General features: G+C 65.6%; 21 protein-coding genes. 15 read left to right on the top strand and 6 right to left on the bottom strand.

Annotated features, from left to right (window positions below; translation table 11 throughout):
- Positions 1 to 81 precede the first annotated feature (81 nt).
- Positions 82 to 1,089 (top strand): hypothetical protein, encoded by a 1,008-nt coding sequence (locus EV678_RS10200; protein ID WP_130459451.1) that lies wholly within the window; start codon positions 82 to 84, stop codon positions 1,087 to 1,089.
- Here EV678_RS10200 and EV678_RS10195 read toward each other — a convergent pair.
- On the bottom strand, positions 1,080 to 2,165 hold the full coding sequence (locus EV678_RS10195; protein WP_130459450.1) for an AraC family transcriptional regulator: 1,086 nt from the start codon (positions 2,163 to 2,165) through the stop codon (positions 1,080 to 1,082). The two genes, EV678_RS10200 and EV678_RS10195, sit on opposite strands and share 10 nt — an antisense overlap.
- Before the next feature lie 146 nt (positions 2,166 to 2,311).
- Here EV678_RS10195 and EV678_RS10190 point away from each other — a divergent pair, with 146 nt between their 5' ends.
- Both EV678_RS10190 and icmF read left to right on the top strand, forming a co-directional pair.
- Complete coding sequence (locus EV678_RS10190) at positions 2,312 to 2,773, top strand: PaaI family thioesterase (protein WP_014236207.1); 462 nt, start codon at positions 2,312 to 2,314, stop codon at positions 2,771 to 2,773.
- Positions 2,774 to 2,837: 64 nt separating this feature from the next.
- Positions 2,838 to 6,119: a fused isobutyryl-CoA mutase/GTPase IcmF gene (gene icmF, locus EV678_RS10185; protein WP_130459449.1), complete on the top strand. Its 3,282-nt coding sequence runs from the start codon at positions 2,838 to 2,840 to the stop codon at positions 6,117 to 6,119.
- A gap of 358 nt (positions 6,120 to 6,477) precedes the next feature.
- On the opposite strand, the gene EV678_RS10180 is transcribed toward icmF, so the two are convergent.
- Together EV678_RS10180 and EV678_RS10175 are read right to left on the bottom strand one after the other, a co-directional pair.
- Positions 6,478 to 7,170 (bottom strand): nitroreductase, encoded by a 693-nt coding sequence (locus EV678_RS10180; protein ID WP_130459448.1) that lies wholly within the window; start codon positions 7,168 to 7,170, stop codon positions 6,478 to 6,480.
- A 38-nt stretch (positions 7,171 to 7,208) separates the two neighbouring features.
- A complete protein-coding gene (locus tag EV678_RS10175) occupies positions 7,209 to 7,883 on the bottom strand; it encodes a Crp/Fnr family transcriptional regulator (RefSeq protein ID WP_014236210.1) in 675 nt (224 codons plus the stop codon).
- Between the two features lie 254 nt (positions 7,884 to 8,137).
- On the opposite strand from EV678_RS10175, the gene EV678_RS10170 reads away from it, so the two are divergent.
- The 9 genes from EV678_RS10170 to EV678_RS10130 all read left to right on the top strand — a co-directional run bounded on the left by EV678_RS10170 (position 8,138) and on the right by EV678_RS10130 (position 19,619).
- Positions 8,138 to 10,117, top strand: coding sequence for an AMP-dependent synthetase/ligase (locus EV678_RS10170; protein WP_130459447.1), 1,980 nt, complete (start codon positions 8,138 to 8,140; stop codon positions 10,115 to 10,117).
- Between the two features lie 18 nt (positions 10,118 to 10,135).
- Entirely contained in the window at positions 10,136 to 10,936 is an 801-nt protein-coding gene (locus tag EV678_RS10165; protein ID WP_130459446.1) for an ABC transporter ATP-binding protein, read from the top strand.
- A gap of 15 nt (positions 10,937 to 10,951) precedes the next feature.
- Positions 10,952 to 11,845: a branched-chain amino acid ABC transporter permease gene (locus EV678_RS10160; protein ID WP_014236213.1), complete on the top strand. Its 894-nt coding sequence runs from the start codon at positions 10,952 to 10,954 to the stop codon at positions 11,843 to 11,845.
- A 15-nt stretch (positions 11,846 to 11,860) separates the two neighbouring features.
- Positions 11,861 to 12,928 carry a branched-chain amino acid ABC transporter permease gene (locus EV678_RS10155; protein ID WP_014236214.1) on the top strand — a complete coding sequence of 356 codons (1,068 nt, stop codon included), beginning with the start codon at positions 11,861 to 11,863 and terminating at the stop codon, positions 12,926 to 12,928.
- Between the two features lie 55 nt (positions 12,929 to 12,983).
- Complete coding sequence (locus tag EV678_RS10150) at positions 12,984 to 14,312, top strand: ABC transporter substrate-binding protein (RefSeq protein WP_130459445.1); 1,329 nt, start codon at positions 12,984 to 12,986, stop codon at positions 14,310 to 14,312.
- A gap of 77 nt (positions 14,313 to 14,389) precedes the next feature.
- On the top strand, positions 14,390 to 15,226 hold the full coding sequence (locus EV678_RS10145; RefSeq protein WP_014236216.1) for an ABC transporter ATP-binding protein: 837 nt from the start codon (positions 14,390 to 14,392) through the stop codon (positions 15,224 to 15,226).
- A gap of 162 nt (positions 15,227 to 15,388) precedes the next feature.
- Positions 15,389 to 16,621: a phenylacetate--CoA ligase family protein gene (locus EV678_RS10140; RefSeq protein WP_014236217.1), complete on the top strand. Its 1,233-nt coding sequence runs from the start codon at positions 15,389 to 15,391 to the stop codon at positions 16,619 to 16,621.
- A 92-nt stretch (positions 16,622 to 16,713) separates the two neighbouring features.
- A complete protein-coding gene (locus tag EV678_RS10135; protein ID WP_130459444.1) occupies positions 16,714 to 17,880 on the top strand; it encodes a CaiB/BaiF CoA transferase family protein in 1,167 nt (388 codons plus the stop codon).
- Between the two features lie 131 nt (positions 17,881 to 18,011).
- Entirely contained in the window at positions 18,012 to 19,619 is a 1,608-nt protein-coding gene (locus EV678_RS10130; protein WP_014236219.1) for a methyl-accepting chemotaxis protein, read from the top strand.
- A gap of 78 nt (positions 19,620 to 19,697) precedes the next feature.
- On the opposite strand, the gene EV678_RS10125 is transcribed toward EV678_RS10130, so the two are convergent.
- A complete protein-coding gene (locus EV678_RS10125; RefSeq protein ID WP_014236220.1) occupies positions 19,698 to 20,114 on the bottom strand; it encodes a bacteriohemerythrin in 417 nt (138 codons plus the stop codon).
- A 123-nt stretch (positions 20,115 to 20,237) separates the two neighbouring features.
- Between EV678_RS10125 and EV678_RS10120 the strand changes: the two genes are divergently transcribed.
- The 3 genes from EV678_RS10120 to EV678_RS10110 are packed head-to-tail and all read left to right on the top strand — an operon-like array spanning position 20,238 to position 22,251.
- Entirely contained in the window at positions 20,238 to 21,134 is an 897-nt protein-coding gene (locus EV678_RS10120; protein ID WP_130459442.1) for an AEC family transporter, read from the top strand.
- Between the two features lie 47 nt (positions 21,135 to 21,181).
- On the top strand, positions 21,182 to 21,670 hold the full coding sequence (locus tag EV678_RS10115; RefSeq protein WP_130459441.1) for a glutathione peroxidase: 489 nt from the start codon (positions 21,182 to 21,184) through the stop codon (positions 21,668 to 21,670).
- Entirely contained in the window at positions 21,667 to 22,251 is a 585-nt protein-coding gene (locus EV678_RS10110; RefSeq protein WP_130459440.1) for an SCO family protein, read from the top strand. The genes EV678_RS10115 and EV678_RS10110 overlap by 4 nt, the downstream gene beginning before the upstream one ends.
- An 89-nt stretch (positions 22,252 to 22,340) precedes the next feature.
- Here the strand turns inward: EV678_RS10110 and rpoH are convergent, their stop codons facing one another.
- Together rpoH and ilvD are read right to left on the bottom strand one after the other, a co-directional pair.
- Complete coding sequence (gene rpoH / locus EV678_RS10105; RefSeq protein ID WP_014236224.1) at positions 22,341 to 23,198, bottom strand: RNA polymerase sigma factor RpoH; 858 nt, start codon at positions 23,196 to 23,198, stop codon at positions 22,341 to 22,343.
- A gap of 195 nt (positions 23,199 to 23,393) precedes the next feature.
- On the bottom strand, positions 23,394 to 25,253 hold the full coding sequence (gene ilvD, locus EV678_RS10100; RefSeq protein ID WP_130459439.1) for a dihydroxy-acid dehydratase: 1,860 nt from the start codon (positions 25,251 to 25,253) through the stop codon (positions 23,394 to 23,396).
- Positions 25,254 to 25,263 lie beyond the last annotated feature (10 nt).

Genomic DNA, 25,263 nt, shown 5'->3' with positions numbered 1-25,263 from the left:
TTCCCACCGCCGGCCGGCTTGGGTCAAGTCGGCCGGCATATTGCCGTTAACAAACCATGTGTTCCTCGCCGGCGATATCCCATGAAAATCACTTCCCTTAGCTGGACGACCGCGTCTACCGCTTCCGCCAAGCGCAGCGAACGACAGGGAGGGGCGGACGAGGCGAGGGAAAGTGCCAAAGCCCTGGCCCAGTCCATCCTCTCGCCCAAGGAAGACGAGCAGGCCAAGCGACAATCAGAGCGGGCGCGGCAGATGAGCAGTTTACTGCAACAGCTGCGCTCCATGCCGTCGGCCCAGGAGACCCGCAAGCAGGCGGCGGCCGACAAGGCCGAAATGCTGAAAAGGCGGCTGCAGATGCTCAAGTCCATGCTGGCCGGGGCGACGCCGGAGCAGGCCAAGGCGCTGGCCCGGCAGGTCCGCAGCATCGCCAAGGAACTTGCTTCCCTGGCCGGCAATCTGGGCGGCAACAGCGGCGGTTCGGGCGCGTCGGCCAATCTGTCCGTGAGCAGTTCGGACAGTTCAGCCAGTCAAACCACCAGTGTCGGCAGCGATGCGGCCCAGGGGACGGCAGATGGACCGGCCCAGAGCGCCGTGGCCCAGGCGACTGCGGCAGAGGCCCAGGCCGATACGGGCGGTGACGAGGCCGACAGCGCAGAGGCAGGGGCGGCCGATGAGTCGGCCGCGGCAGCCAGCGGAGCCGGTGCAGAAGCCGAAGCGGAAGCTGCGGCCGCGGTAGCTGCCGATCCGGAGAAAAAGGCCGAAGACAAGAGGGCCGGCGAAAGCCGGGGCGCCACGGAGGGGGTCAGGAGCGGCGGCCAGTCCGATGCGGACAAGGCTTTGCGCAAGGCCCTGGAAGAGGCGCGCAAGGTGCTCAAGGCTGTTGTCGCCCTGCTCAAGCAGAAACTCGGACAGCAGGACAAGGATGTGCGCAGCATCCAGGAAAGCATGGCCAAGCTGGACCAGTTGATGGGGCAGGGGGGCGACGGCGTCGCCAGTGTGCCCCAGGTCTATATCGACGTGGGTGGCATGGGCGATGCCGGTGCCGCAGTTGCCGCCGTGGCCGGCGCCACGGTGAATACTCAGGCCTGAGACGGTTCCTGGCCGTTGCCGGGGCGCTCCTTCTGGGCCCGCAGGCGCTTGCGGTATTGGCTGGGTGAGGTGCCGGTCCAGGAGACGAAGGCGCGGAAGAAGGCCGAGGGATCGGCAAAGCCCAGGTCGGCGGCAATCTGGCCCAGGGGCTGGCTGGTCTTGGTCAGGCGCGACAGGGCCAGGTCCCGGCGCAGGGCATCCTTGATGGCGCGGAAGCTGGAGCCTTCCTCCTCCAGGCGCCGGTGCAGGGTGCGGGGCGACAGGTTGAGCTGGCGGGCGACGCCGTCCAGATCGGGCAGTTCCGGCAGGGCCGCGCGCAGGATGTCGCGCACCCGCAGCACCATTTCCCGGTCCCGCCGGTAGAGGGTGGTGATCTTGCCCGGGGAGCCTTCAAGAAAGCTGGCCAGGGCCGCCTCGTCGCGGCGGATGGGCAGGTCCAGCAGGGTGGCGGAGAACCTGGCGGCCAGGGAATCGGCGGCAAAGTCCGACTGGGCGGTGTAGATCAGGGCATAGTCGTCCGCATGGGCCGGGCGCGGGTAGGGGAACTGGACCCGCTCCAGGACGATGCTGCGCCCCGCCAGCCAGGAGGCCAGGCCGTGCAGCAGGCGCAGCAGCCATTCAAAGGCAAAGACCCGGCCGACGGCCAGGGGGCGCTCCTCCCGGATGCGCAGCAGAGCCTGACCGGCGCTCCCGCTTTCCAGATGCACCGACAGATCATGCAGCACCAGCCCCAGGAAGCGGGTGCTGCGTTGCAGGGCCTCGCCCAGGGTCGGTGCGCTGATGACGCTGCGGCAGAGGAATTCGAAGGTGCCCGGCGGCAGGGGCGTGGAAAAAAGGGCAAAACCCTCGTCGCCGAGTTCGGCGATGAGCAGGTTGTAGAGGGCGGCGTAACGCTCCACCGGCACCCGCACATCCGGCCGGTGCAGCACCTCCCGGCCGATGCCGGCCCGCTCCAGCAGGGGGCCGGCATCGCCGCCGCGGGCCGTGACCCCGGCCAGCATGCCCTGGACGAAGCCCATGGCCACGGTGGCCCGGGGGCGGGGCAGGGGACTGGCGATTTTGTCAGGGTTGCTCATTGCTGCCCTGCAACACCGTGAATTGGTTGAAATTCCATATTGGCGGATTTTGCACGATTTGCGGCATGGCGGGCAATGGCCCTGGGCCGGCGGACTTTTTAAGATGTTGCCATTCTTAGAAAAACGTCGAGAAAGCCGGTCTGCCCATGAAAGCCTTTCAGGATTACTACCCGGAGAGCGTGGCCCACTGCTACGGCTGCGGCAGCCGCAACGACCACGGCCACCGCATCAAGACTTTCTGGGAAGGGGAGGAGAGCGTCACCCGCTACACCCCCGAGCCTTACCACACCGCCGTGCCCGGCTTCGTCTATGGCGGCCTGCTGGCTTCCCTGATCGACTGCCACAGCACCGGCACCGCCGCGGCCGCCATGTACCGGGCCGAAGGCCGGGAAATGGACAGCCTGCCCCCGTTCCGCTTCGTCACCGGCTCCCTGCTGGTCAAGTACTTGAAACCCACCCCCCTGGGCGTGACCCTGGAGATCCGCGGCCGCGTCAAGGAAATCAAGGGCCGCAAGGTGGTGATCGAATCCACCGTCTATGCTGAAGGCGTGGCCACGGCCAGCGGCGAAGTGGTGGCCCTGCAGATGCCCGACGATTTCGGCGCCTGATACTTCCGAACCCTGCGCCGGCAGCCGCGCCGGCTCCATCCCATCCGCCTATTGGAGCGACATCATGACCGACCTCTCCATCGCCAAGAAAATCGTCCCCTACAAGCCGAAGAACAAGGTGCGCTTCATCACCGCCGCCTCCCTCTTCGACGGCCATGACGCCTCCATCAACATCATGCGGCGCATCCTGCAGTCCACCGGCTCCGAGGTGATCCACCTGGGCCACAACCGGTCCGTCGGCGACATCGTCAATGCGGCCCTGCAGGAAGACGTGCAGGGCATCGCCATTACCTCCTACCAGGGTGGCCACGTCGAATTCTTCAAGTACATGATCGACCTGCTGAAGGAAAACGGCGGTGAGAACATCAAGGTCTTCGGCGGCGGCGGCGGCGTCATCGTGCCCTCCGAGATCAAGGAACTGCACGAATACGGCGTGACCCGCATCTATTCGCCGGAAGACGGCCAGCACCTGGGCCTGCAGGGCATGATCAACGACGTGGTGGAGCAGTCCGACTACAACCTCACCACCCTGGCGCCCCAGAAGCCCGAGGAAGTCATGGCGGCCCTGCAGTCCGGCAACCGCCGCGCCCTGGCCCGCATCGTCTCCGCCCTGGAAAACGGCGCCTACCCCGAAGGCCTGCGCAAGCAGATCGTCGAAGCCGCCGCTCTGGTGGCCACCACCCCGACCCTGGGCATCACCGGTACCGGCGGTGCCGGCAAGTCCTCCCTCACCGACGAGCTGGTGCGCCGCTTCCGCCTGGACCAGGAAGACGGGCTCAAGCTGGCCATCATCTCCATCGACCCCTCGCGCAAGCGCACCGGCGGTGCCCTGCTGGGCGACCGCATCCGCATGAATGCCATCGAGCATCCCAACATCTTCATGCGCTCCCTGGCCACCCGGGAGACCGGTTCCGAGATTTCCGCCGCCCTGCCCGAGGTCATCGCCGCCTGCAAGCTTTCCGGCTTCGACCTGATCATCGTCGAGACCTCCGGCATCGGCCAGGGCGATGCCGCCATCGTGCCTCTGGTGGATGCTTCCCTCTACGTCATGACCCCCGAGTTCGGCGCCGCTTCCCAGCTCGAGAAGATCGACATGCTGGACTTCGCCGACTTCGTTGCCATCAACAAGTTCGACCGCAAGGGCGCCGAAGATGCCCTGCGCGACGTGCGCAAGCAGTACCAGCGCAATCGGGAGCTGTTCACCCAGTCCCCCGACGAAATGCCCGTGTTCGGCACCATGGCCGCCCGCTTCAACGACGACGGCGTTACCGCCCTGTACCAGGCCATCCTGCCCAAGCTGGTGGAGTTCGGCCTCAAGGCCAAGGCCGGCAAGCTGCCCGTGGTGACGGTCAAGGAATCCTCCCGCGGCCGCGCCATCGTGCCGGTGGAGCGCACCCGTTACCTGGCCGAGATCGCCGACACCCTGCGCGCCTACCACAAGCATACCGAAGAGCAGGTGAAGATCGCCCGGGAGCGCCAGTCCCTGCGCATTTCCAAGGACCTCTTCAACAGCTACGACGAGGCTGCCAAGGCCGCCCTGCCCAAGTTCGACGAGCTCATCGCCTGCAAGGAAAGCGAGCTGGACGCCAAGGCCAAGAAACTGCTCGACATGTGGCCCGACACGGTCAGGGCCTACTCCGGCGACGAGTACGTGGTGAAAATCCGCGACAAGGAAATCCGCACCAAGCTGGTCTCCGAGTCCCTCTCCGGCACCAAGATCAAGAAGGTGGTGCTGCCCCGCTTCACCGACGATGGCGAGACCCTGCGTTTCCTGATGAAGGAAAACGTCCCCGGCTCCTTCCCCTACACCGCCGGCGTCTTTGCCTTCAAGCGCGAGGGTGAGGACCCCACCCGCATGTTCGCCGGCGAGGGCGATGCCTTCCGCACCAACCGCCGCTTCAAGAAGGTGTCCGAAGGCATGCCGGCCCACCGCCTGTCCACCGCCTTCGACTCCGTCACCCTGTACGGCTGCGACCCGGACGTGCGTCCCGACATCTACGGCAAGATCGGCAACTCCGGCGTTTCCATTGCCACCCTGGACGACATGAAGGTGCTGTACTCGGGCTTCGACCTGGTCTGCCCCACCACCTCCGTCTCCATGACCATCAACGGTCCGGCGCCCATCATCCTGGCTTGCTTCTTCAACACCGCCATCGACCAGCAGCTGGACAAGTTCCGCGCCGACAACGGACGCGAACCCACGGAAGACGAAGCCGAGAAGATCCGCGAGTGGGTGCTGTCCTCCGTGCGCGGCACGGTGCAGGCCGACATCCTCAAGGAAGACCAGGGCCAGAACACCTGCATCTTTTCCACCGAGTTCGCCCTGAAGATGATGGGCGACATCCAGGAGTTCTTCGTGCACAACCAGGTGCAGAACTTCTACTCGGTCTCCATCTCCGGCTACCACATCGCCGAAGCGGGCGCGAACCCCATCTCCCAGCTGGCCTTCACCCTGGCCAACGGCTTCACCTACGTGGAGTCCTACCTGGCCCGGGGCATGCACATCGACGACTTCGCGCCCAATCTGTCCTTCTTCTTCTCCAACGGCATGGACCCGGAATACTCCGTCATCGGCCGGGTGGCGCGCCGCATCTGGGCCGTGGCCATGAAGAACAAGTACGGCGCCAACGAGCGCAGCCAGAAGCTGAAGTACCACATCCAGACGTCCGGCCGTTCCCTGCACGCCCAGGAGATGGACTTCAACGACATCCGCACCACGCTGCAGGCTCTCATCGCCATCTACGACAACTGCAACTCCCTGCACACCAACGCCTACGACGAGGCCATCACCACCCCGACCGAAGAGTCCGTGCGCCGCGCCATGGCCATCCAGCTCATCATCAACCGGGAGTGGGGCGTGGCCAAGAACGAGAACCCCAACCAGGGCGCCTTCATCATCGACGAGCTGACCGACCTGGTGGAAGAGGCCGTGCTCAAGGAGTTCGAGGCCATCGCCTCCCGCGGCGGCGTCCTCGGTGCCATGGAAACCGGCTACCAGCGCGGCAAGATCCAGGAAGAGTCGCTCTACTACGAGCACAAGAAGCACGACGGCTCCTACCCCATCATCGGCGTGAACACCTTCTTGAATCCCAAGGGCAGCGCCCAGGTGGAGATCGAGCTGGCCCGCTCCACCGAAGAGGAGAAGCAGTCCCAGATCGCCCGCCTGAAGGACTTCCACCAGCGCAATGCCGACAAGGCGCCGGCCATGCTGGCCAAGCTGAAGCAGACGGTGATCGAGAACGGCAACGTCTTCGCCGTGCTGGTGGATGCGGTGCGGGTCTGCTCCCTGGGCCAGATCACCGGCGCCCTCTACGAGGTGGGCGGCCAGTACCGGCGCAGCATGTAAGGCCCCGGCCGGGGCAGCCGCAGCCCGGGCGGGCCGCCTGTGCCGGCCTCGTCCAAGGAATAAACCAAAGGAGAAAAAGGAGACAGCGCCGGCATGGCCCTCAGGGCATGTCGGCTCCAAGAAGAACCTCTGCTGTGTTTGCGAACCGGGCCTGGTGCCCGGTTTTTTTTCGCCCCTGCCGGGAGGCAGAAGGGGCGGCGCTTTTGCGTCTGTCTGGCCTGGGAGCCAGGCGGATACCGGGTTCTGGCGGTGCCGTCGCCAGGTGGCAACAAAAACGCCGGCCCCGGGCCATGGGCCCTGCAGGTCGGCGTCCTTTCCTTCTTGTGGCGGGGATGTCAGTCCGCCGCTGCGCTCTGCCTTAGTCGCAGAAACGCACCCACTCTTCCAGGGGCGCGCGCTCGGTGCGCAGCTTGTTCTCCGGCTTGCTTTCGTCCGCATAGCCCAGGGCCATGCCGCACACCACCATCTCGTTTTCCGGCAGGTTCAGCTGTTCGCCGATGATGCGGTGGAACTGGGTGAAGGCGGCCTGGGGGCAGGTGTCCAGGCCCCGGGCCCGGGCGGCCAGCATGATGGTCTGCACGAACATGCCGTAATCGAACCAGCTGCCCTGCTGCATGATGCGGTCGATGGTGAAGATGAGGCCCACCGGCGCATCGAAGAAGGTGTAGTTGCGGCCGTGCTGGGCGTGCATGCGGGCGGCGTCGCCCTTCTTGATGTCGAGCAGGCCGTAGAGATCCAGGCCCACCTTGCGCCGGCGGTCGATGTAGGGGGAGACCCACTTGGCCGGGTAGTAGGGATATTCCTCGGTATGGGTCTGGGCCTCTTCCGGATCGTTGTAGGCGGCGAGGATTTTCTGGGACAGCTGGTCCTTGGCGTTGCCGGTCAGCACGTACACCTTCCACGGCTGCACATTGGTGCCGGAAGGGGCGCGGGAGGCGATGCGCAGGATCTCCTCCAGGGTCTCCCGGGGCACCGGCGTGGGCAGGAAGGCCCGCACGGAACGACGGGAATCGATGGTTTCATCGACGAGGCGTTGGCGATCGGTGGTCATGGATTTTCCTTGTCTCTCTCAGTGTGGGGTGAAGCGAATCAGGCGCCGAAGCGGCGCAGTCCTTCCAGGTCGATGACGGTGACGCCGCCATACTCGACCCGCAGCAGGCCGTGCTCCTCCAGCAGCTTGAGGGCCTGGTTGGCCCGCTGCCGGGAGACCCCGGCCAGGTAGCCGATTTCCTCCTGGGAAATCTGCAACTGGGGCCCGATGCCCGGGTAGAGCACGGGATTGAAAAGGGAGGCGACGCAGCGGGCGATGCGGGCGTCGGTTTCCAGCAGCCGGTCCATTTCCACCCGGCCGATGAATTGGCCGAGACGCTCGTTGAGCTGGTTGAGTAGGAAGCGGTTGAAGGGAATGCTGTGGTCCAGCAGCCACTGGAAGGTGGTGCGGCTCATGCAGGCCACCTGGGAGTCGCGCAGGGCCACCACGTCGTAGCGGCGGGGCTCGTTCTTGAGCATGGAGCCTTCGCCGAACCAGCCGCCGGCGGGCACCCCGGTGAAGGTGGCGGTCTTGCCGGTGACCCCGTGGCTGGCGATTTTCACCAGGCCGTCGATGACCCCGAGCCAGTAATCCACGGGCTCACCCTTGTAACAGACGAATCCTCCCGCCGGAATGCGGCGCACAAAAGTGCCGGCCTCGATTCGGGCGAATTCCTCGCCAGTCAGTTCCCTGCCCCAGGTGGTGCTGTGCAACAACTCGGAGAGCGTCAGCATTTATTTAGCCAATTGTCAGGTCGACGACAATTATAGCCATGACGCGTCGCTAAATTGAGACCAAATGCCAGCCGGCGACCCTCCTCGATGAGGTGTTCGACCAGGGTGGAGGAGACAAGCCGGAGCAGGGTTACCGGGAAGACCGGAGCCCCGTTCCAACACCGAAGCAGAACCCGGAATTTCCCATCAGGGAAGGGCCGGACAAAACCGCAAGCCGGCATCGGTTATGCGGGGATAACAATGGAGGAGATGTTATGCCGGAAGTGGCTTCTTCCCAGGCGGCGCACACCCGTAATCTGACGGGTGAGACCTTCCCGCGCCTGCTCTTTCACCATGCCCAGGTGCGGGGCCAGCACCCCGCCATGCGCGAGAAACATCTCGGCATCTGGCAGACCTGGACCTGGGCCGAGGTGGCCGAGAACGTCCGGGCCCTGGCCTGCGGTCTGGCCGAGCTGGGCTTCAAGCGCGGCGACAACCTGGCCATCATCGGCGACAACCGTCCGCGCCTGTACATGACCATGGCGGCGGTGCAGAGCCTCGGCGGCGTACCGGTGCCCCTGTATCAGGACGCGGTGGCCAACGAGATGCTGTTCGTGCTGCAGGATGCGGGCATCCGCTTCGCCATCGTCGAGGACCAGGAACAGGTGGACAAGCTGCTCGAAGTGCGGGAGCAGCTGCCCCAGCTGGACCACATCATCTACGACGACCCCCGGGGCATGCGTCACTACAACCAGCCCTTCATCCATGACATCGAAGCCGTCATGGCCATGGGCCGCATCCACCACCAGAACCATCCCGATTTCCTCGAACGGGAAATCGAGCAGGGCGTCACCACCGACACCGGCGTCATGCTCTACACCTCGGGTACCACTGGCAAGCCCAAGGGCGTCTGCCTGGCCCACCAAGCCTTCATCGCCGCCGCCAAAGGCGGTTGCCAGTTCGACCAGCTGACGCAGGACGAGGACATCCTCTCCTACCTGCCCATGGCCTGGGTCGGCGACCACCTGTTCTCCTTCGCCCAGGCCCTGGTGGCCGGCTTCACCATCAACTGTCCCGAGTCCGGCGACACGGTGATGACCGACCTGCGGGAGATCGGCCCCACCTACTACTTCGCCCCGCCCCGGGTGTTCGAGAACCTGCTGACCCAGGTGATGATCCGCATGGAGGACGCCGGCGCCATCAAGCGCAAGCTGTTCGCCTGGGCCATGGACGTGGCCAAGCGCTGCGGCGCCGAGATCCTGGACGGCAAGCCCGTTTCCGGCAGCGACCGGCTGGCCTACACCGTGGCCAACCTGCTGGTGATCGGGCCCCTCAAGAACGTCCTGGGCATGAGCCGCATCCGCGTCGCCTACACCGCCGGAGCTGCCATCGGTCCGGACCTGTTCCGTTTCTACCGCTCCATCGGCGTGAACCTGAAGCAGCTCTACGGCCAGACCGAGACCTGCGCCTACGTCTGCCTGCAGCCCGACGGCCAGATCAAGCTGGATTCCGTCGGCAAGCCGGCTCCCGGGGTGGAGGTGAAGATCGCCGACAACGGCGAGATCCTGGTCAAGGGGCCCATGCTGCTCAAGGAGTACTACCAGCGTCCCGATGCCACCGCCGAGGCCATCAACGGCGAGGGCTACTTCATGACCGGCGATGCGGGTTTCTTCGACGAGGACGGCCACCTGAAGATCATCGACCGGGCCAAGGATGTGGGCAAGATGGCCAACGGCGCCATGTTCGCCCCCAACTACATCGAGAACAAGCTCAAGTTCTTCCAGTACGTGAAGGAGGCGGTGGCCTTCGGCAACGGCCGCGAGCAGGTGTGCGCCTTCATCAACATCGACATGGGCGCCGTCGGCAACTGGGCCGAGCGCCGCGGCATCTCCTACTCCGGCTACACCGACCTGGCCGCCAAGCCCGACGTGTACAACCTGATCCAGGAGTGCGTCGAGGAGGTCAATGCCCAGCTGGTGCACGACGGCATGCTGGCCGACTCCCAGATCCACCGCTTCCTCATCCTGCACAAGGAACTGGACCCGGACGACGACGAACTGACCCGGACCCGCAAGGTGCGGCGCAACTTCGTCTCGGAAAAGTACGCGGTGCTGATCGACGCCTTCTATGCAGGCAAGACATCCCAGTTCATCGAGACCCAGGTGAAATTCGAAGACGGCCGCGTCGGCAAGGTGGCGGCGGATCTGGTGATCCGTGATGCCAAGACCTTCCCCGTGGTGCGCCAGGCCGCCTAATCCCGAACGGAGCGTTTCATGAGCGAACAAAACCAGAATGGGCGCCGGGTCGGCGAGGTGATCCTCGACCTGCAGAACATCTCCCTGCGCTTCGGCGGGGTGAAGGCCCTCACCGACATTTCCTTCAACGTGAAGGAACACGAGATCCGCGCCATCATCGGCCCCAACGGCGCCGGCAAGAGCTCCATGCTTAACGTCATCAACGGGGTGTACCACCCCCAGGAAGGCCGCATCGTCTTCCACGGCGAAGAGCGCAAGAAGATGGAGCCCCACATGGCGGCCACCCAGGGCATCGCCCGCACCTTCCAGAACATCGCCCTGTTCAAGGGCATGAGCGTGCTCGACAACATCATGACCGGGCGCATCACCAAGATGAAGTGCGGCTTCCTGGAGCAGGCCCTGTACCTGGGCCGGGCCCAGAAGGAAGAGCTGGCCCACCGGGAGAAGGTGGAGGAGGTGATCGACTTCCTGGAAATCCAGCACATCCGCAAGACCCCGGTGGGGCGCCTGCCCTACGGCCTGCAGAAGCGGGTAGAGCTGGGCCGGGCCCTGGCCGCCGAGCCTTCCCTGCTGCTGCTGGACGAGCCCATGGCCGGCATGAACGTGGAAGAGAAACAGGACATGTGCCGCTTCATCCTGGATGTGAACGACCAGTTCGGCACCACCATCGTCCTCATCGAGCACGACATGGGCGTGGTGATGGACATCTCCGACCGGGTGGTGGTCCTGGATTACGGCAAGAAGATCGGCGACGGCACGCCTGACGATGTGCGCAACAACCAGGAGGTGATTTCCGCCTACCTGGGCGTGGCCCACTAAAAGGAGGAACGGAACATGCAATTCTTTTTCGAAGTGCTGATCGGCGGCCTGCTCTCGGGGGTGATGTACTCCTTCGTGGCCCTGGGCTTCGTCATGATCTACAAGGCATCCGGCGTCTTCAATTTCGCCCAGGGCGCCATGGTCTTCTTCGCCGCCCTGACTTTCGTCGGCTTCCAGGAAATGGGGGCGCCCTTCTGGCTGGCCCTGATCCTGGCCTTCGGCGCCATGGTGCTGCTGGGCATCGCCACCGAGCGCATCGTCCTGCGGCCCCTGGTGAACCAGCCCCACATCACCCTGTTCATGGCCACCATCGGCCTCACCTTCTTCGTCGAAGGCCTGGCCCAGGGCATCTGGGGCTCCACCGTGCGCGGCCTGGACCTGGGCATCCAGGACGAGCCCATCGAGTGGATCATGGACAAGGCGGGCATCCTGGTTTCCAGCTTCGACCTCTTCGCCGCCGGCGTTGCCGCGGCCCTGGTCACCCTGCTGGCCCTGTTCTTCCAATACACCCGGGTGGGCCGCGCCCTGCGGGCCGTGGCGGATGACCACCAGGCGGCCCTCTCCATCGGCATCCCGCTGCAGAACATCTGGCGCATCGTCTGGGCCGTGGCCGGCTTCGTCGCCCTGGTGGCGGGCCTGCTCTGGGGCGCCCGCAACGGGGTCCAGTTCGCGCTCACCTTCACCGCCCTGAAAGCCTTGCCGGTATTGATTCTCGGCGGCTTCACCTCGGTCCCCGGCGCCATCGTCGGCGGCCTCATCATCGGTTCCACCGAGAAGCTGGCGGAAGTGTATCTGGGGGGCTATGTGGGCGGCGGCATCGACTCCTGGTTCCCCTATGTGATGGCCCTCGCCTTCCTGCTGATCCGGCCCGAAGGCCTGTTCGGCGAGAAGCACATCGACCGGGTTTAAGGAGAGGACAAAACCATGCTTTACCGTGAAGCCGGACAATTCAAGACCAGCTACGCTGCCGACCAGCAGATCTTCCCCATCCGCCAGGACCGTATCGCCATCGGCCTGATCCTGGTGGTGGCGGCCCTGGTGGTGCCCATGGTGGCGAGCGAATACTGGATCAAGGCCATCCTGATCCCCTTCCTCATCTTTTCCCTGGCGGCCCTGGGCCTCAACATCCTCACCGGCTACGCCGGCCAGCTGTCCCTGGGATCCGCCGCCTTCATGGCGGTGGGGGCCTTCGCCGCCTACAACTTCATGGGCCGCATCGAGGGCATGCCGGTGCTGCTGGCCTTCGTCGGCGGCGGCCTCTCGGCGGCAGCCGTGGGCATTCTCTTCGGCCTGCCGTCCCTGCGCATCAAGGGCTTCTACCTGGCAGTGGCGACCCTGGCGGCCCAGTTCTTCATCGTCTGGGCCCTGACCAAGTTCGGCTGGTTCTCCATGGACTCCTCCTCCGGCGTCATCACCGCCCAGGAGATCCAGATTCTCGGCTACCGCTTCGACACGCCCATTTCCCTCTACCTGCTGGTGCTGACCATCGTGGCGGTGATGGCACTGGCGGCCAAGAACATGGTGCGCAGCTCCGTCGGCCGGGCCTGGATGGCGGTGCGGGACATGGACGTGGCGGCCGAGGTGATCGGCATCCGCATCATGCACACCAAGCTCCTGGCCTTCGCCATCAGCTCCTTCTACTGCGGTGTCGCCGGCGCCCTCTACGCCTATGCCTACCTGGGCACGGTGGAGCCGGAAGGTTTCAACCTGGACCTGTCCTTCAAGATCCTGTTCATGATCATCATCGGCGGGGTGGGCTCCATCATGGGCTCCTTCCTCGGCGCGGCCTTCATCGTGCTGCTGCCGATTTTCCTGGACGTGCTGATCCAGGATTTCCTCACCGGCCTCCTGCCCCCCAGCATCAGCTCCAACCTGCAGCTGATGGTCTTCGGCGGGCTCATCATCTTCTTCCTCATCGTCGAGCCCCACGGCCTGGCGAGACTGTGGCAGATCGGCAAGGAAAAGCTGCGTCTGTGGCCTTTCCCCCACTAACCCAGGCATTGGAAGTCAAAGCAGCACCCACATAATCAGTAGAGGAGACAAGACAATGAAAGTTAAAACCATCGCCCTGTTCGCTGCCGCGGTAGCCTCCGCAGCGGTTTCCGGTTCCGTCCTGGCCCAGGCCAAGGAACAGTTCATCGGCCTGCCTTCCTACCGGGTCGGCCCCTATGCGGCCGGCGGCTCCGGCATCTACGGCGGCTGGATCGACTACATGACCCTGGTCAACGAGCGGGACGGCGGCATCAACGGCGTCAAGCTGACCTGGGAAGAATGCGAGACCGAGTACAACAACGCCCGCGGCGTGGAGTGCTACGAGCGCCTGAAGAAAAAGGGCGCCACCGGCAACACCACCTTCCAGCCCCTGTCCACCGGCATCACCTACTCGGTGCTGGACAAGGTGGCCCAGGACAAGATCCCCATGGTGACCATCGGCTACGGCCGTACCGACGCGGCTGACGGCCGGGTCTTCCCCTGGGTCTTCCCCATGATCACCACCTACTGGTCCCAGGCCACCGGCATGGTCAAGTACATTGGCCAGAAGGAAGGCGGCCTGGACAAGCTCAAGGGCAAGAAGATCGTCTATCTCTACCATGACTCCGCCTTCGGCAAGGAAGGCATCCCGGTGCTGGAAAAGCAGGCTGCCAAGCACGGCTTCAACCTGAAGACCATTCCCGTGGCCCACCCGGGCAACGAGCAGCAGTCCCAGTGGCTGACCATCCGCCAGGAGCGTCCCGACTGGGTGATCCTGTGGGGCTGGGGCGTGATGAACCCGACCGCCCTCAAGGCCGCCGCCAAGACCGGCTTCCCGCGGGAGAAGATGGTGGGCGTGTGGTGGTCCGGTGCCGAGGAAGACACCGTGCCCGCCGGCGATGCCGCCAAGGGCTTCACCGCCGCCGGCTTCAACGTGGCCGGCACCAACTACCCGGTGGTGAAGGCGATCCAGGACAACGTCTACAAGAAAAACAAGGGCAACATGGAAGACAAGTCCCGGGTCGGCTCCGTCTATTACAACCGGGGCGTGGTGCACGGCATCATCACCGTGGAAGCCATCCGCGTCGCCCAGGAGAAGTTCGGCAAGGGCAAGCCCCTTACCGCCGAGCAGGCCCGCTGGGGCTTCGAGCATCTGCACATCGATGCCAAGCGCCTCAAGGAGCTGGGAGCCGAAGGCTTCATGCCTGATCTGGCCATCACCTGCGCCGACCACGAAGGTTCCGGCAAGGTGAAGTTCCAGCAGTGGGACGGCAAGGCCTGGAAGGTGGTTTCCGACTGGGTCGATGCGGATAAGGACATGGTCCGTCCCATGATCGAGGAATCCGCCGGCAAGTACGCCAAGGAAAAGGGCATCACCCCGCGTGACTGCAGCAAGGAAGGCTGAGGCGCCCTAGCGACCTGAGCCCGGGACGGGGCCGGCAGGCCCCGTCCCCCCGCCCCAAGAGAAGGGAATCTAAGCCTATGAACACGACCACTCAAGCCACCCCGGCCGCCCCGGAGAACTACCTCAGCATCAACAACATCGAGGTCATCTACGACCACGTGATCCTGGTGCTGAAGGGCGTCTCCCTGACGGTGCCCAAGGGCAAGATCGTGGCCCTGCTGGGCGCCAACGGCGCCGGCAAGAGCACCACCCTGAAAGCCATCTCCAACCTGCTGCACGCCGAACGGGGCGACGTCACCAAGGGCAGCGTGGAGTTCAAGGGCACCCGGGTGGATCAGCTGACCCCCAACGAACTCGTCAAGCGGGGCGTCATCCAAGTCATGGAAGGACGCCACTGCTTCGCCCACCTCTCCATCGAGGAAAACCTGCTCACCGGCGCCTACACCCGGGGCAACTCCCGGGCCGAGCTGAAGCAGAACCTGGAGATGGTGTACCACTACTTCCCGCGCCTGAAGACCCGGCGCACTTCCCAGGCCGGCTACACCTCCGGCGGCGAACAGCAGATGTGCGCCATCGGCCGCGCCCTCATGGCCAAGCCGGAAATGATCCTGCTGGACGAGCCCTCCATGGGCCTGGCGCCCCAGATCGTCGAGGAAATCTTCGAGATCGTGAAGGACCTCAACTCCCGGGAGAACGTCAGTTTCCTCCTGGCCGAGCAGAACACCATGGTGGCCCTGCGCTACGCCGACCTGGGCTACATCCTGGAAAACGGCCGGGTGGTGATGGAAGGGGATGCCAAGGAACTGGCCTCCAACGAGGACGTGAAGGAGTTCTACCTGGGGCTGTCGTCGGCGGGGCGCAAGAGCTTCAAGGACGTCAAGCACTACCGCCGCCGCAAACGCTGGCTTTCGTGAGAAGGCCGTGCGCACTGCAATACGTCGTTGCTTATCCGCTTGTGTGCCCGGTGCACACGGCGCGGATGCGCGCCTAGTCTTGCAGCGCTACTTGGCCGTCTCAGGACCTGTCTCGCGTCGGAACAAAAACAGAATTGATGAGCGTCGATTAAGGAACGCCAGATGAAATACTACGACTCCCTGGAAACCCGCGATCCTGAGGAACGGGAGCGGTCACTGATGGAGCGGCTGCCGCGGCAGGTGGCCCACGCCAAGCTGCATTCGCCGTACTTCGCGCGGCTGCTGGCGGAGGTCAATCCCAACGACATCCACAACCGTGCCGCCCTGGCCCGCCTGCCGGTGACGCGCAAGAGCGACCTGGTGCATCTGCAGCGGGAGCAGGCGCCCTTCGGCGGCATCAATGCGACGCCTCTCTCCGGGCTCTCCCGGGTCTATGCCTCCCCCGGGCCCATCTACGATCCGGAAGGGCGGGGCCAGGACTGGTGGCGTTTCGCCCGGGCCCTGCACGGCGCCGGCTTTCGCGCCGGAGAGCTGATCCACAACACCTTTTCCTACCACTTCACCCCGGCCGGCTTCATGCTGGAAGGGGCTGCCCACAAGCTGGGCTGCCCGGTGTTTCCCGCCGGCATCGGCCAGACCGAGATGCAGGTGCAGGCCATCAACGACCTGAAGCCGGCGGCCTACGTCGGCACGCCGTCCTTCCTCAAGATCATCCTGGAGAAGGCGGACGAGCTGAAGGCCGACGCCACGTCCCTGACCAAGGCCCTGGTCTCCGGCGAGGCCCTGCCGCCTTCCCTGCGCCAGGCTCTCAACGCCCGCGGCATCACGGTGCGCCAGTGCTACGCCACGGCGGACCTGGGCATGATCGCCTACGAATCCGAGGCCCAGCAGGGGCTGACCCTGGACGAGGACGTGCTGATGGAAATCGTCCGTCCCGGCACCGGCGACCCGGTGGCCGACGGCGAGGTGGGGGAGGTGCTCATCACCACCTTCAACCTGGACTATCCCCTGCTTCGCTTTGCCACCGGCGACCTGTCCGCCGTGCTGCCCGGCATCTCCCCCTGCGGTCGCACCAACGTGCGCATCAAGGGCTGGCTGGGACGGGCCGACCAGACCACCAAGGTCAAGGGCATGTTCGTCCATCCGCACCAGGTGGCGGCGGTGGTCAAGCGCCATCCGGAAATCGGCAAGGCCCGCCTAGTGGTGGACAATGCCCTCGGCCAGGACCGCATGGTCCTGCACTGCGAGAGCGGGCGGGGCGACGACGTGCTCGGCGACGCGGTGGTCGCCAGCATCCGGGACGTCACCAAGCTGCGCGGCGAAGTCAGATTCGTCAGCCCCGGCGACCTGCCCAACGACGGCAAGGTCATCGAGGACATCCGCACCTACGAATAAATACAAACCCACCCCGACCCCACGGGAAAGCGACGGGGTGGCGTCCGACCGGCGCCACCCCGTTTTATTGTCTTCAATCCCAGCGAGCAAACATGGCCAGCAAGCCCCTGCAAGGTGTCCGCATCCTCGACCTGACCCGCCTTCTGCCCGGCCCGGTGGCCACCCTGCATCTGGCCGACCTGGGGGCCGACGTGATCAAGATCGAAGACCACGGCGCCGGCGATTACGCCCGCACCATGGGCGATGGCCCGGAGGGGGTCAGCGTCTTCTACCGGGTGGTGAACCGCAACAAGCGGGGCCTGCGCCTGGACCTGAAAAATCCCGAAGGGGCGGCCCTGTTCCGGCGCCTGGCGGCGGAGGCCGATGTGGTCATCGAGAGCTTCCGCCCCGGCGTCATGGACAAGCTGGGCGTGGGCTACGAGGCCCTGCGCAGCCTCAATTCGCGCCTGGTGTTCTGCGCCATCACCGGCTACGGCCAGAGCGGTCCCCTGGCCCTGGCGGCGGGCCATGACCTCAACTACATCGGCTACGCCGGCATCCTCGACCAGATCGGCGTGGACGGTGGCCAGCCCGCCATTCCCAACCTGCAGATCGGCGATCTGCTGGGCGGCGCCATGAGTGCCGTGATGGGTATCCTGGCGGCCCTCTTCGATGCCCGGCGCAGCGGCCAGGGGCGTTTCGTGGACGTCTCCATGAGCGATGCGGCCCTGGCCCACAACCTCTTTCCCCTGTTCGCCCTGCAGGGCAGCGGGAGCGTGCCGGAGCGGGGCCGGGACATGCTCAGCGGCGGCGATGCGGGCTACGGCGTCTACGCCACGGCGGATGGCCGCTACATGGCGGTGGCGCCCCTGGAGCGCAAGTTCTGGGACCTCTTCTGCGACACCCTCGGCCAGCCCCGGTGGAAGGCCCGCCATGGCGCCACCGGAGCCGAGGCCAGGGCCATGCGGGCAGAGCTGGAGACCCTTTTCGCCAGCCAGCCCCAGTCCTACTGGACGGAAAAGTTCGCCCGGGTCGATTGCTGCGTCACGCCGGTGCTGACCGTGGCCGAGGCCCTGGCCCATCCCCACTTCCAGGCCCGGGGCATGGGCATCCAGGCTGACGGCATCACCCAGTACGGGCCGCCGGTGCGCCTCTCCGACATGCCGGTCGAGCCGGTGCGGCCGGCGCCGGCTCCCGGGGAGCATGGCCAGGCCATCCTGGCCGAGTTCGGGGTGACGGCGGAGGAATGGCAGCGCCTGCAGAATCTGGGGGTGGTTTGAGGAGATGGCGGCATGACAGGAAATGTCAGGGTGCGGTCAGGCAAAAAGCGGACATAATCCCTATCCTCATCGCAGGTAATATGCGATAAGTTATAGCCATATTGCATGGTTTGATTGGAAAAGGGATAAAAATGACGATCGCCAAACGCCTCGCCCTCCTCATCCTGCTGGCGGTGGCCGGCCTCATCGTGGTCGGCGGTTTCGGCCTGAAAGAGATGGGGGCCATCAATGCCAACCTGGAGTATGCCCACGAGAACTCCATCCCCAGCATCCGCAAGGTGGCCAGCATGGAATCCAATTTCCTGCGCTTGCGCACCCAGATGCTGGTGTTTCTCCTCAGCACGGAAGAGCAGCGGCCGGCGGTGGAGCAGCGCATTGAAGGCGCCAAGAAGGATCTGCTCCAGGCCCTGCAGGATTACGAGAAGCTGATCAGCGACGACAAGGATCGCCAGTACCTGGAAACCAGCAAGGCCCTGGTGAAGGAGTACTACGCCCTGATCGACCCGGCCATCGCCGATACCAAGGCCGGACATGGGGAAAAGGCCAAGAACGGTATGGGCCAGGCCGGCGAGGTGTCCAAGCGCCTGGCAGAGAACGTCGAAGCCCACAGCAAGTACAACGAGCATCTGGCCGAAGAGGAAGTGCGCAAGGCCGGCGAGGCTTATCAAACCGGCAAGGTGATCTCCATCGTGGTGATCCTGCTGTGTACCGCCGGCGTCGCCGGGCTCGGTTTCATGGTCTATCGCCACGTGGACAGCTCCCTCGGCAACATGGTCTCCATGTTCTCCCGCATCGAGAAGGAGCTGGATTTCACCGGCCGCCTGGAGGTCCGCGGCACCGATGAAGTGGCCCAGGCCTCTTCCGCCTTCAACCGCCTGCTGGACCGTTTGCAGGCCAGCTTCCGGGAAATCAGCAACCATACCGATGCGGTGAACAATGCCGCCAACCGGGTGGCCACCGCTTCCCACCAGATGTCCATCGCCTCCGGCCACCAGAGTGAGGCCGCTTCCAGCATGGCCGCCACGGTGGAGGAGATGACCGTCAGCATTACCCATGTGGCTGACCGGGCCGGCGAGGCCAACCAGCTTTCCTCCGCTTCCGGCGCACTGGCCCACAAGGGCGAGGGCATCATCGGTGACACGGTGCAGGGCATCAACGGCATTGCCGAAACCGTACGCAACGCCTCCGAGCAGATCGCCCGCCTGGAACAGCAGAGCGAGCGCATCAACAACGTGGTGGCAGTGATCAAGGAAGTGGCCGACCAGACCAACCTGCTGGCCCTCAACGCCGCCATCGAGGCTGCCCGTGCCGGCGAGCAGGGGCGCGGCTTCGCCGTGGTGGCCGACGAAGTGCGCAAGCTGGCCGAGCGTACCACCCAGTCCACCCAGGAAATCGCCAGCACCATCCTGGAGATGCAGGCGGGCGCCCAGGCTGCCGTCCATGGCATCCACGCCGTGGTGGAAAAGGTGGACGAGGGCGTCTCCCGGGCCGAGCAGGCCAACGAGGCGATCCAGGAAATCGGCGAAGGTTCGCGCAAGACGGTGGACATGGTGGGCGACATTTCCGATGCCATCCGGGAGCAGAGCATGGCCAGCACCGCCATCGCCCAGCAGGTGGAGAAGATTGCCCAGATGTCCGAGGAGAACAGCGCCGCGGCCCAATCCACCTCCGACACCGCCGGCGAACTGGCACACCTGGCCCAGGAAATGCAGCAGGTGGTGGCCCAGTACCGCCTCTAAGCCGGCACTGCTGCGACAAAAAAGGCGCCCGCGGGCGCCTTTTTTCCTGGGTGGCCGCCACGGCGGCCAGGCCGGGGCCTAGCTCCGTTCTGCGACAAAGGCGCCAAAGCGCTGGTCGGCCACCTGGATGTGGTTGATCAGCCACTTGGCCAGGAAGCGGGAAAGATCCAGGCTGGCCGAAGGCTCGCCCACTTCCACCCGCAGTTCCATTTCCCCCACCTGCAGCAGCAGTTCCCGGTGCAGTTCCCGGTGGGCCGGCAGGGCAGGGTAGGCGGCCGCCTCCATCAGGGCCTCCTCGCTGGCGAAGTGGGTGCGGGTGTATTCCAGCAGTTCGGCCACCGCCCGGCGGGCTTCGTTCTGGGCCGTGTCGCCGTCCTGCTCCAGGGCCTGCTGGATGCGGGCGACGATGGCGAACAGCTGCTGGTGCTCCTGGTCCACCTGGGGGATGCCCACGTGGTACTGGGGGCCAAACTGGACAATGGCGTTGTCGCGCATGATCGATTCCCTGAATGTTGTTTGGCGCCATTCTCCCACGGCGGCACCAGCCTTCGGCGTGACCGAATTCACTATGCGGCAAAGGCCAAGGGGTGCTTTCGCCGGCCTCGGTAGAATGGCGCCATGACCACCGCCCTCCTGCTCCTGCCCGATTTCTGCCTGATCCTCCTGGGATTGCTGCTGCGCCGCTACATGCATCTGGGGGATCATTTCTGGGCCGGCATCGAGAAGCTGGTCTATTTCATCCTCTTCCCCGCCCTGCTGGTCAATGCGGTGCTGAAGACCCGCCTGGACCTGGCGGCGGCGGCGCCCCTGCTGGCCACCGCCCTGCTCTCCATGGGCGCGGGCATGGTGCTGAGCTGGGCCGGCCTCAAGTGTTTCCGCCTCAAGCCCCTGGTGCTGGCCTCCCTGTTCCAGTGCGGCTTCCGTTTCAATTCCTACATCGCCCTGGCGGCGGCGGGCCTGCTCTTCGGCACCCCGGGCATCGCCACCATGGGCCTCATCGTCGGCGCCGCCGTGCCCCTGGCCAACCTGTCGGCGGTGTGGATGCTGGCCCGCCACGGCGAGGCCGGTGCCCTGCGGGAGGTGGCCCGCAATCCCCTGATCTGGGCCACCGCCTCCGGCTTCCTGCTCAACCTGGCCGGCTTCGTGCCGCCGGCGCCCCTGCAGATGTTCCTCTCCCGCCTGGGGGACGCCTCCATCGCCCTGGGCCTCCTGGCCGTCGGCGCGGCCTTGCGCCTGCAGGGCCAGGCCGAGGTGCGTTCCGCCTCCTTCTACATCCTGGCGGTGAAGCTCCTGCTGCTGCCCCTGGTGGCCATCTTCGCCGGTCCCCTGCTGGGGCTGTCCGGCCTCTACTACCACGTGGCCATCCTTTTCGCCGCCCTGCCCACGGCCTCCTCGGCCTACATCCTGGCCATGCGCATGGGGGGCGACGGGCAGAGCGTGGCCTGGCTCATCTCCGCCTCCACCCTGGCTTCCATGCTGACCATGCCCCTCTGGATGAGCCGCTTCCTGGGCTGATGCAGCGGCTGGGGTAAAGTGGCAGCTTCTCCACCGGGGTTTGCGCCATGACGACCGTCTTCGATTTTTCCGTCCGCCGTGCCGACGGCAGCCAGCAGTCCCTGGCCGATTACCGGGGGCAGGTGCTGCTCATCGTCAATACGGCCAGCCGTTGCGGCTTCACGCCCCAGTACGCGGGTCTGGAGGCCCTTTACCGGCGTTACCGGGAGCAGGGCCTGACGGTGCTGGCCTTTCCCTGCAACCAGTTCGGTGCCCAGGAACCGGGCAATGCGGAGGAGATCGCCAGCTTCTGTTCCCTCAACTACGACGTCAGCTTTCCCGTCTTCGCCCGTCTCGAGGTCAACGGACCCCAGGCTGATCCGCTCTACCGCTGGCTCAAGCAGGAACAGCCCGGCTGGCTCGGTACCGCCGGGATCAAGTGGAATTTCACCAAGTTCCTGGTGGACCGGCAGGGCCGGGCGGTGGGGCGCTATGGGCCCATGACCAAGCCGGAAGCCCTGGCCCGGGCCATTGAGGACCGGCTGGCGCTGCCGTGAAGCACCTCCTCCTCTGGGTGGCGCTGTGCTGGGGCCTGACAGCCTGCTCACCGCCCCAGCCCTTTCACCATACCGATCTCAGCGGTGCCACCTTCGCCGCCGAGTTCCCGCGCGCCCTGGCGGACCAGGGCGGCCAGTCCCGGCGTCTGGCGGACTTCCGCGGCCGGGTGGTGATCCTCTTCTTCGGCTACACCTCCTGCCCTGATATCTGCCCCACCGCCCTGGCCCGCTTTGCCGCGGTGCGGGAGGCCTTGGGGGAGGAGCGGCAGCGGCTGCAGGTGCTGTTCGTCACCCTGGACCCGGAGCGGGACAGCCCGGCCCGCCTGGGCGAGTACGTCACCTGGTTCGATCCGTCCTTCCTCGGCCTGTGGAGCGACCGGGAAACCCTGGCCCGGACCGTGGCCGAGTTCCGCATCACCGCGGTGCGCCAGGAGGTGGGCGGCGGCCTGGGCTACACCCTGGATCACACGGCCGGCGCCTACGTCTACGATCCCCGGGGACGGCTGCGGCTCCTCATTCCGGATAACGCCCAGGTGCCCGCCGTGGTGGCGGACCTGCACCGGCTGCTGCATGAGGACTGAGCCGGCGCCGGATCGGGCAAAGGATCGGGCAAAGAAAAAGGCCGGCCCGTGACGGGAGCCGGCCTTCTTGCAGTGAGGTGCCGGGCGGTTCAGGCTGCCAGCAGGCCCTTCATCTTCTGCAGGGCCTTGACCTCGATCTGGCGGATGCGCTCGGCGGAAACGCCGAATTCGGCTGCCAGGTCGTGCAGGGTGGCCGGGTTTTCCTCGTCCAGCCAGCGGGCTTCGACGATGCGCCGGCTGCGCTCGTCCAGGCCGGCCAGGGCCTGTTGCAGGCCGTCGCTCTGCAGCCGGTCGTATTCCCGGGCTTCCAGCACCTGGGTCGGCTCGGCGGCGCTGTCGGCCAGGTAGGCGATGGGCGCCACCCGGTTGTCGTCCTCGTCATCCGGCGAGCCGTCCAGGGCCAGGTCGCGGCCACCCATGCGGGTTTCCATTTCCACCACTTCCTCGGCCTTGACCCCCAGCTTGTAGGCGATCTCGTCCACTTCGGCCGGGGTCAGGGTGTCGCTGCTGGCCTTGAGGCTGCGCAGGTTGAAGAACAGCTTGCGCTGGGCCTTGGTGGTGGCCACTTTGACCAGGCGCCAGTTCTTCAGGATGTATTCGTGGATTTCAGCCTTGATCCAGTGCATGGCGAAAGACACCAGACGCACGCCGCGGCTGGGATCGAAGCGCTTCACCGCCTTCATCAGGCCGATGTTGCCTTCCTGGATCAGGTCCGCATGGGGCAGGCCGTAACCCAGGTAGCCCCGGGCGATGGCGATGACCAGACGCAGATGGGAGAGCACCAATTGACGTGCAGCATCCACGTCGTCTTCCTCGCGGAGACGGCGGGCCAGGGCGAATTCCTCAGCCTCGCTCAGCATCGGGAAGCGCCGAGCCGCCTGGATGTAGGCATCCAGGTTGCCTACCGCAGAGGGCAGGCCATGAGACAGGGTCAAAGCTTGGGTCATAGGGTGGGTCCTCCTTGAACTTCTTGTGCACAGTTTAGCACTCACGTCAGTAGAGTGCTAACAGGGCGAAAAGTTCAGCCATCCATTATAAGAATCAAGGTGTTGAGCGTCTTGCCGGCCTGGACCCGGCAAAGAAAAACCCGGCCCCGGGCATGTGCCTGGGGCCGGGTTCCGGTGGACTCGCTGCGGGCGGGCTTACTTGGACTTGGTCAACTGGCCCAGGTCGCGCACGGCGCCCTTGTCGGCGGAGGTGGCCATCAGGGCGTAGGCCTGCAGGGCCTTGGAAACGACGCGGCCCCGTTCTTCCGTGGGCTTCCAGGCCTTGTCGTCCTTGGCGTTTTCCTCGGCGCGGCGCTTTTCCAGCTCGGCATCGGAGACCGCCAGATGGATGCGGCGGCCGGGGATGTCGATCTCGATGGTGTCGCCGGTGCGCACCAGGCCGATGGCGCCGCCCTCGGCCGCTTCCGGGGAAGCGTGGCCGATGGAGAGGCCGGAGGTGCCGCCGGAGAAGCGGCCGTCGGTGAGCAGGGCGCATTCCTTGCCCAGGCCGCGGGACTTCAGGTAGCTGGTGGGGTAGAGCATTTCCTGCATGCCGGGGCCGCCCTTGGGGCCTTCGTAGCGGATCACCACCACGTCGCCGGCCACCACTTCGCCGCCCAGGATGGCGGTGACGGCGGAATCCTGGCTCTCATAGACCTTGGCCTTGCCGGTGAATTTCCAGATGGATTCATCGACGCCGGCGGTCTTGACGATGCAGCCGTCAAGGGCAATGTTGCCGTGCAGGACGGCCAGGCCGCCTTCCTTGCTGTAGGCGTGGGCCACGTTGCGGATGCAGCCGTTGCTGCGGTCCTGGTCCAGCTCGGTATAGCGGCGGTCCTGGCTGAAGGCGGTCTGGGTGGGGATGCCGCCGGGGGCGGCGCGGAAGAATTCCAGGGTGCGCTGGGAGCCGGCGCGCTGCACATCGTAGGTGTCGATGGCTTCGCCCAGGGTGTGGCAGTGCACGGTGGGGGTGTCGCGGTGGATCAGGCCGCCGCGGGAGAGTTCGCCCAGGATGGCCATGATGCCGCCGGCCCGGTGCACGTCCTCAATGTGGTAATCCTGGGTGGCTGGGGCCACCTTGCACAGGCAGGGCACCTTGCGGGAGATGGCGTCGATGTCTGCCATGGTGAAGGTGACACCGGCTTCCTGGGCGGTGGCCAGGAGGTGCAGCACGGTGTTGGTGGAGCCGCCCATGGCCACGTCCAGGGCGAAGGCGTTCTCGAAGGCCTTCTGGTTGGCGATGGAGCGGGGCAACACGGAGGCGTCGTTCTCTTCGTACCAGCGCTGGGCCAGACGCACGATGCGGCGGCCGGCTTCGAGGAAGAGGCCCTTGCGGTCGGCGTGGGTGGCCACCAGGGTGCCGTTGCCGGGCAGGGACAGGCCCAGGGCTTCGGTCAGGCAGTTCATGGAGTTGGCGGTGAACATGCCGGAACAGGAGCCGCAGGTGGGGCAGGCGGAGCGCTCGAACTCCTCGACTTCCGCGTCGGAGCAGTTGCTGTCGCCGGCCTTGATCATGGCGTCGATCAGATCGACGGCGATGGTCTTGCCTTCCCACTTCACCTTGCCGGCTTCCATGGGGCCGCCGGAGACGAAGATGGTGGGGATGTTGACCCGCATGGCGGCCATCAGCATGCCCGGGGTGATCTTGTCGCAGTTGGAGATGCACACCATGGCGTCGGCGCAGTGGGCGTTCACCATGTATTCCACGGAGTCGGCGATCAGGTCGCGGGAGGGCAGGCTGTAGAGCATGCCGTCGTGGCCCATGGCGATGCCGTCGTCGATGGCGATGGTGTTGAACTCCTTGGCGATGCCGCCGGCCGCCTCGATCTCCCGGGCCACCAGCTGGCCCAGGTCCTTCAGGTGCACGTGGCCGGGCACGAACTGGGTGAAGGAATTCACCACGGCAATGATGGGCTTGCCGAAATCGCCGTCCTTCATGCCGGTGGCGCGCCACAGGGCGCGGGCGCCGGCCATGTTGCGGCCGTGGGTGGAGGTGCGGGAACGATAGGCGGGCATAGTCGGGTCT

The sequence above is a fragment of the Azospira oryzae genome (assembly GCF_004217225.1).
GTDB lineage: Bacteria > Pseudomonadota > Gammaproteobacteria > Burkholderiales > Rhodocyclaceae > Azospira > Azospira oryzae.
The sequence above is the reverse complement of the archived record's forward strand: the minus strand, read 5'-3'. Positions and strand labels throughout refer to the sequence as shown.

Bases quoted from the DNA above. Each gene is read 5' to 3' on its own strand.
- EV678_RS10135 (WP_130459444.1), top strand. From the start codon at position 16,714: ATGGCCAGCAAGCCCCTGCAAGGTGTCCGCATCCTCGACCTGACCCGC.
- EV678_RS10130 (WP_014236219.1), top strand. From the start codon at position 18,012: ATGACGATCGCCAAACGCCTCGCCCTCCTCATCCTGCTGGCGGTGGCC.
- icmF (WP_130459449.1), top strand. From the start codon at position 2,838: ATGACCGACCTCTCCATCGCCAAGAAAATCGTCCCCTACAAGCCGAAG.
- EV678_RS10120 (WP_130459442.1), top strand. From the start codon at position 20,238: ATGACCACCGCCCTCCTGCTCCTGCCCGATTTCTGCCTGATCCTCCTG.
- EV678_RS10160 (WP_014236213.1), top strand. From the start codon at position 10,952: ATGCAATTCTTTTTCGAAGTGCTGATCGGCGGCCTGCTCTCGGGGGTG.
- EV678_RS10200 (WP_130459451.1), top strand. From the start codon at position 82: ATGAAAATCACTTCCCTTAGCTGGACGACCGCGTCTACCGCTTCCGCC.
- EV678_RS10195 (WP_130459450.1), bottom strand. From the start codon at position 2,165: ATGAGCAACCCTGACAAAATCGCCAGTCCCCTGCCCCGCCCCCGGGCC.
- EV678_RS10150 (WP_130459445.1), top strand. From the start codon at position 12,984: ATGAAAGTTAAAACCATCGCCCTGTTCGCTGCCGCGGTAGCCTCCGCA.
- ilvD (WP_130459439.1), bottom strand. From the start codon at position 25,253: ATGCCCGCCTATCGTTCCCGCACCTCCACCCACGGCCGCAACATGGCC.
- EV678_RS10175 (WP_014236210.1), bottom strand. From the start codon at position 7,883: ATGCTGACGCTCTCCGAGTTGTTGCACAGCACCACCTGGGGCAGGGAA.
- EV678_RS10190 (WP_014236207.1), top strand. From the start codon at position 2,312: ATGAAAGCCTTTCAGGATTACTACCCGGAGAGCGTGGCCCACTGCTAC.
- EV678_RS10165 (WP_130459446.1), top strand. From the start codon at position 10,136: ATGAGCGAACAAAACCAGAATGGGCGCCGGGTCGGCGAGGTGATCCTC.
- EV678_RS10145 (WP_014236216.1), top strand. From the start codon at position 14,390: ATGAACACGACCACTCAAGCCACCCCGGCCGCCCCGGAGAACTACCTC.
- EV678_RS10140 (WP_014236217.1), top strand. From the start codon at position 15,389: ATGAAATACTACGACTCCCTGGAAACCCGCGATCCTGAGGAACGGGAG.
- EV678_RS10125 (WP_014236220.1), bottom strand. From the start codon at position 20,114: ATGCGCGACAACGCCATTGTCCAGTTTGGCCCCCAGTACCACGTGGGC.
- EV678_RS10155 (WP_014236214.1), top strand. From the start codon at position 11,861: ATGCTTTACCGTGAAGCCGGACAATTCAAGACCAGCTACGCTGCCGAC.
- EV678_RS10170 (WP_130459447.1), top strand. From the start codon at position 8,138: ATGCCGGAAGTGGCTTCTTCCCAGGCGGCGCACACCCGTAATCTGACG.
- EV678_RS10180 (WP_130459448.1), bottom strand. From the start codon at position 7,170: ATGACCACCGATCGCCAACGCCTCGTCGATGAAACCATCGATTCCCGT.
- rpoH (WP_014236224.1), bottom strand. From the start codon at position 23,198: ATGACCCAAGCTTTGACCCTGTCTCATGGCCTGCCCTCTGCGGTAGGC.
- EV678_RS10115 (WP_130459441.1), top strand. From the start codon at position 21,182: ATGACGACCGTCTTCGATTTTTCCGTCCGCCGTGCCGACGGCAGCCAG.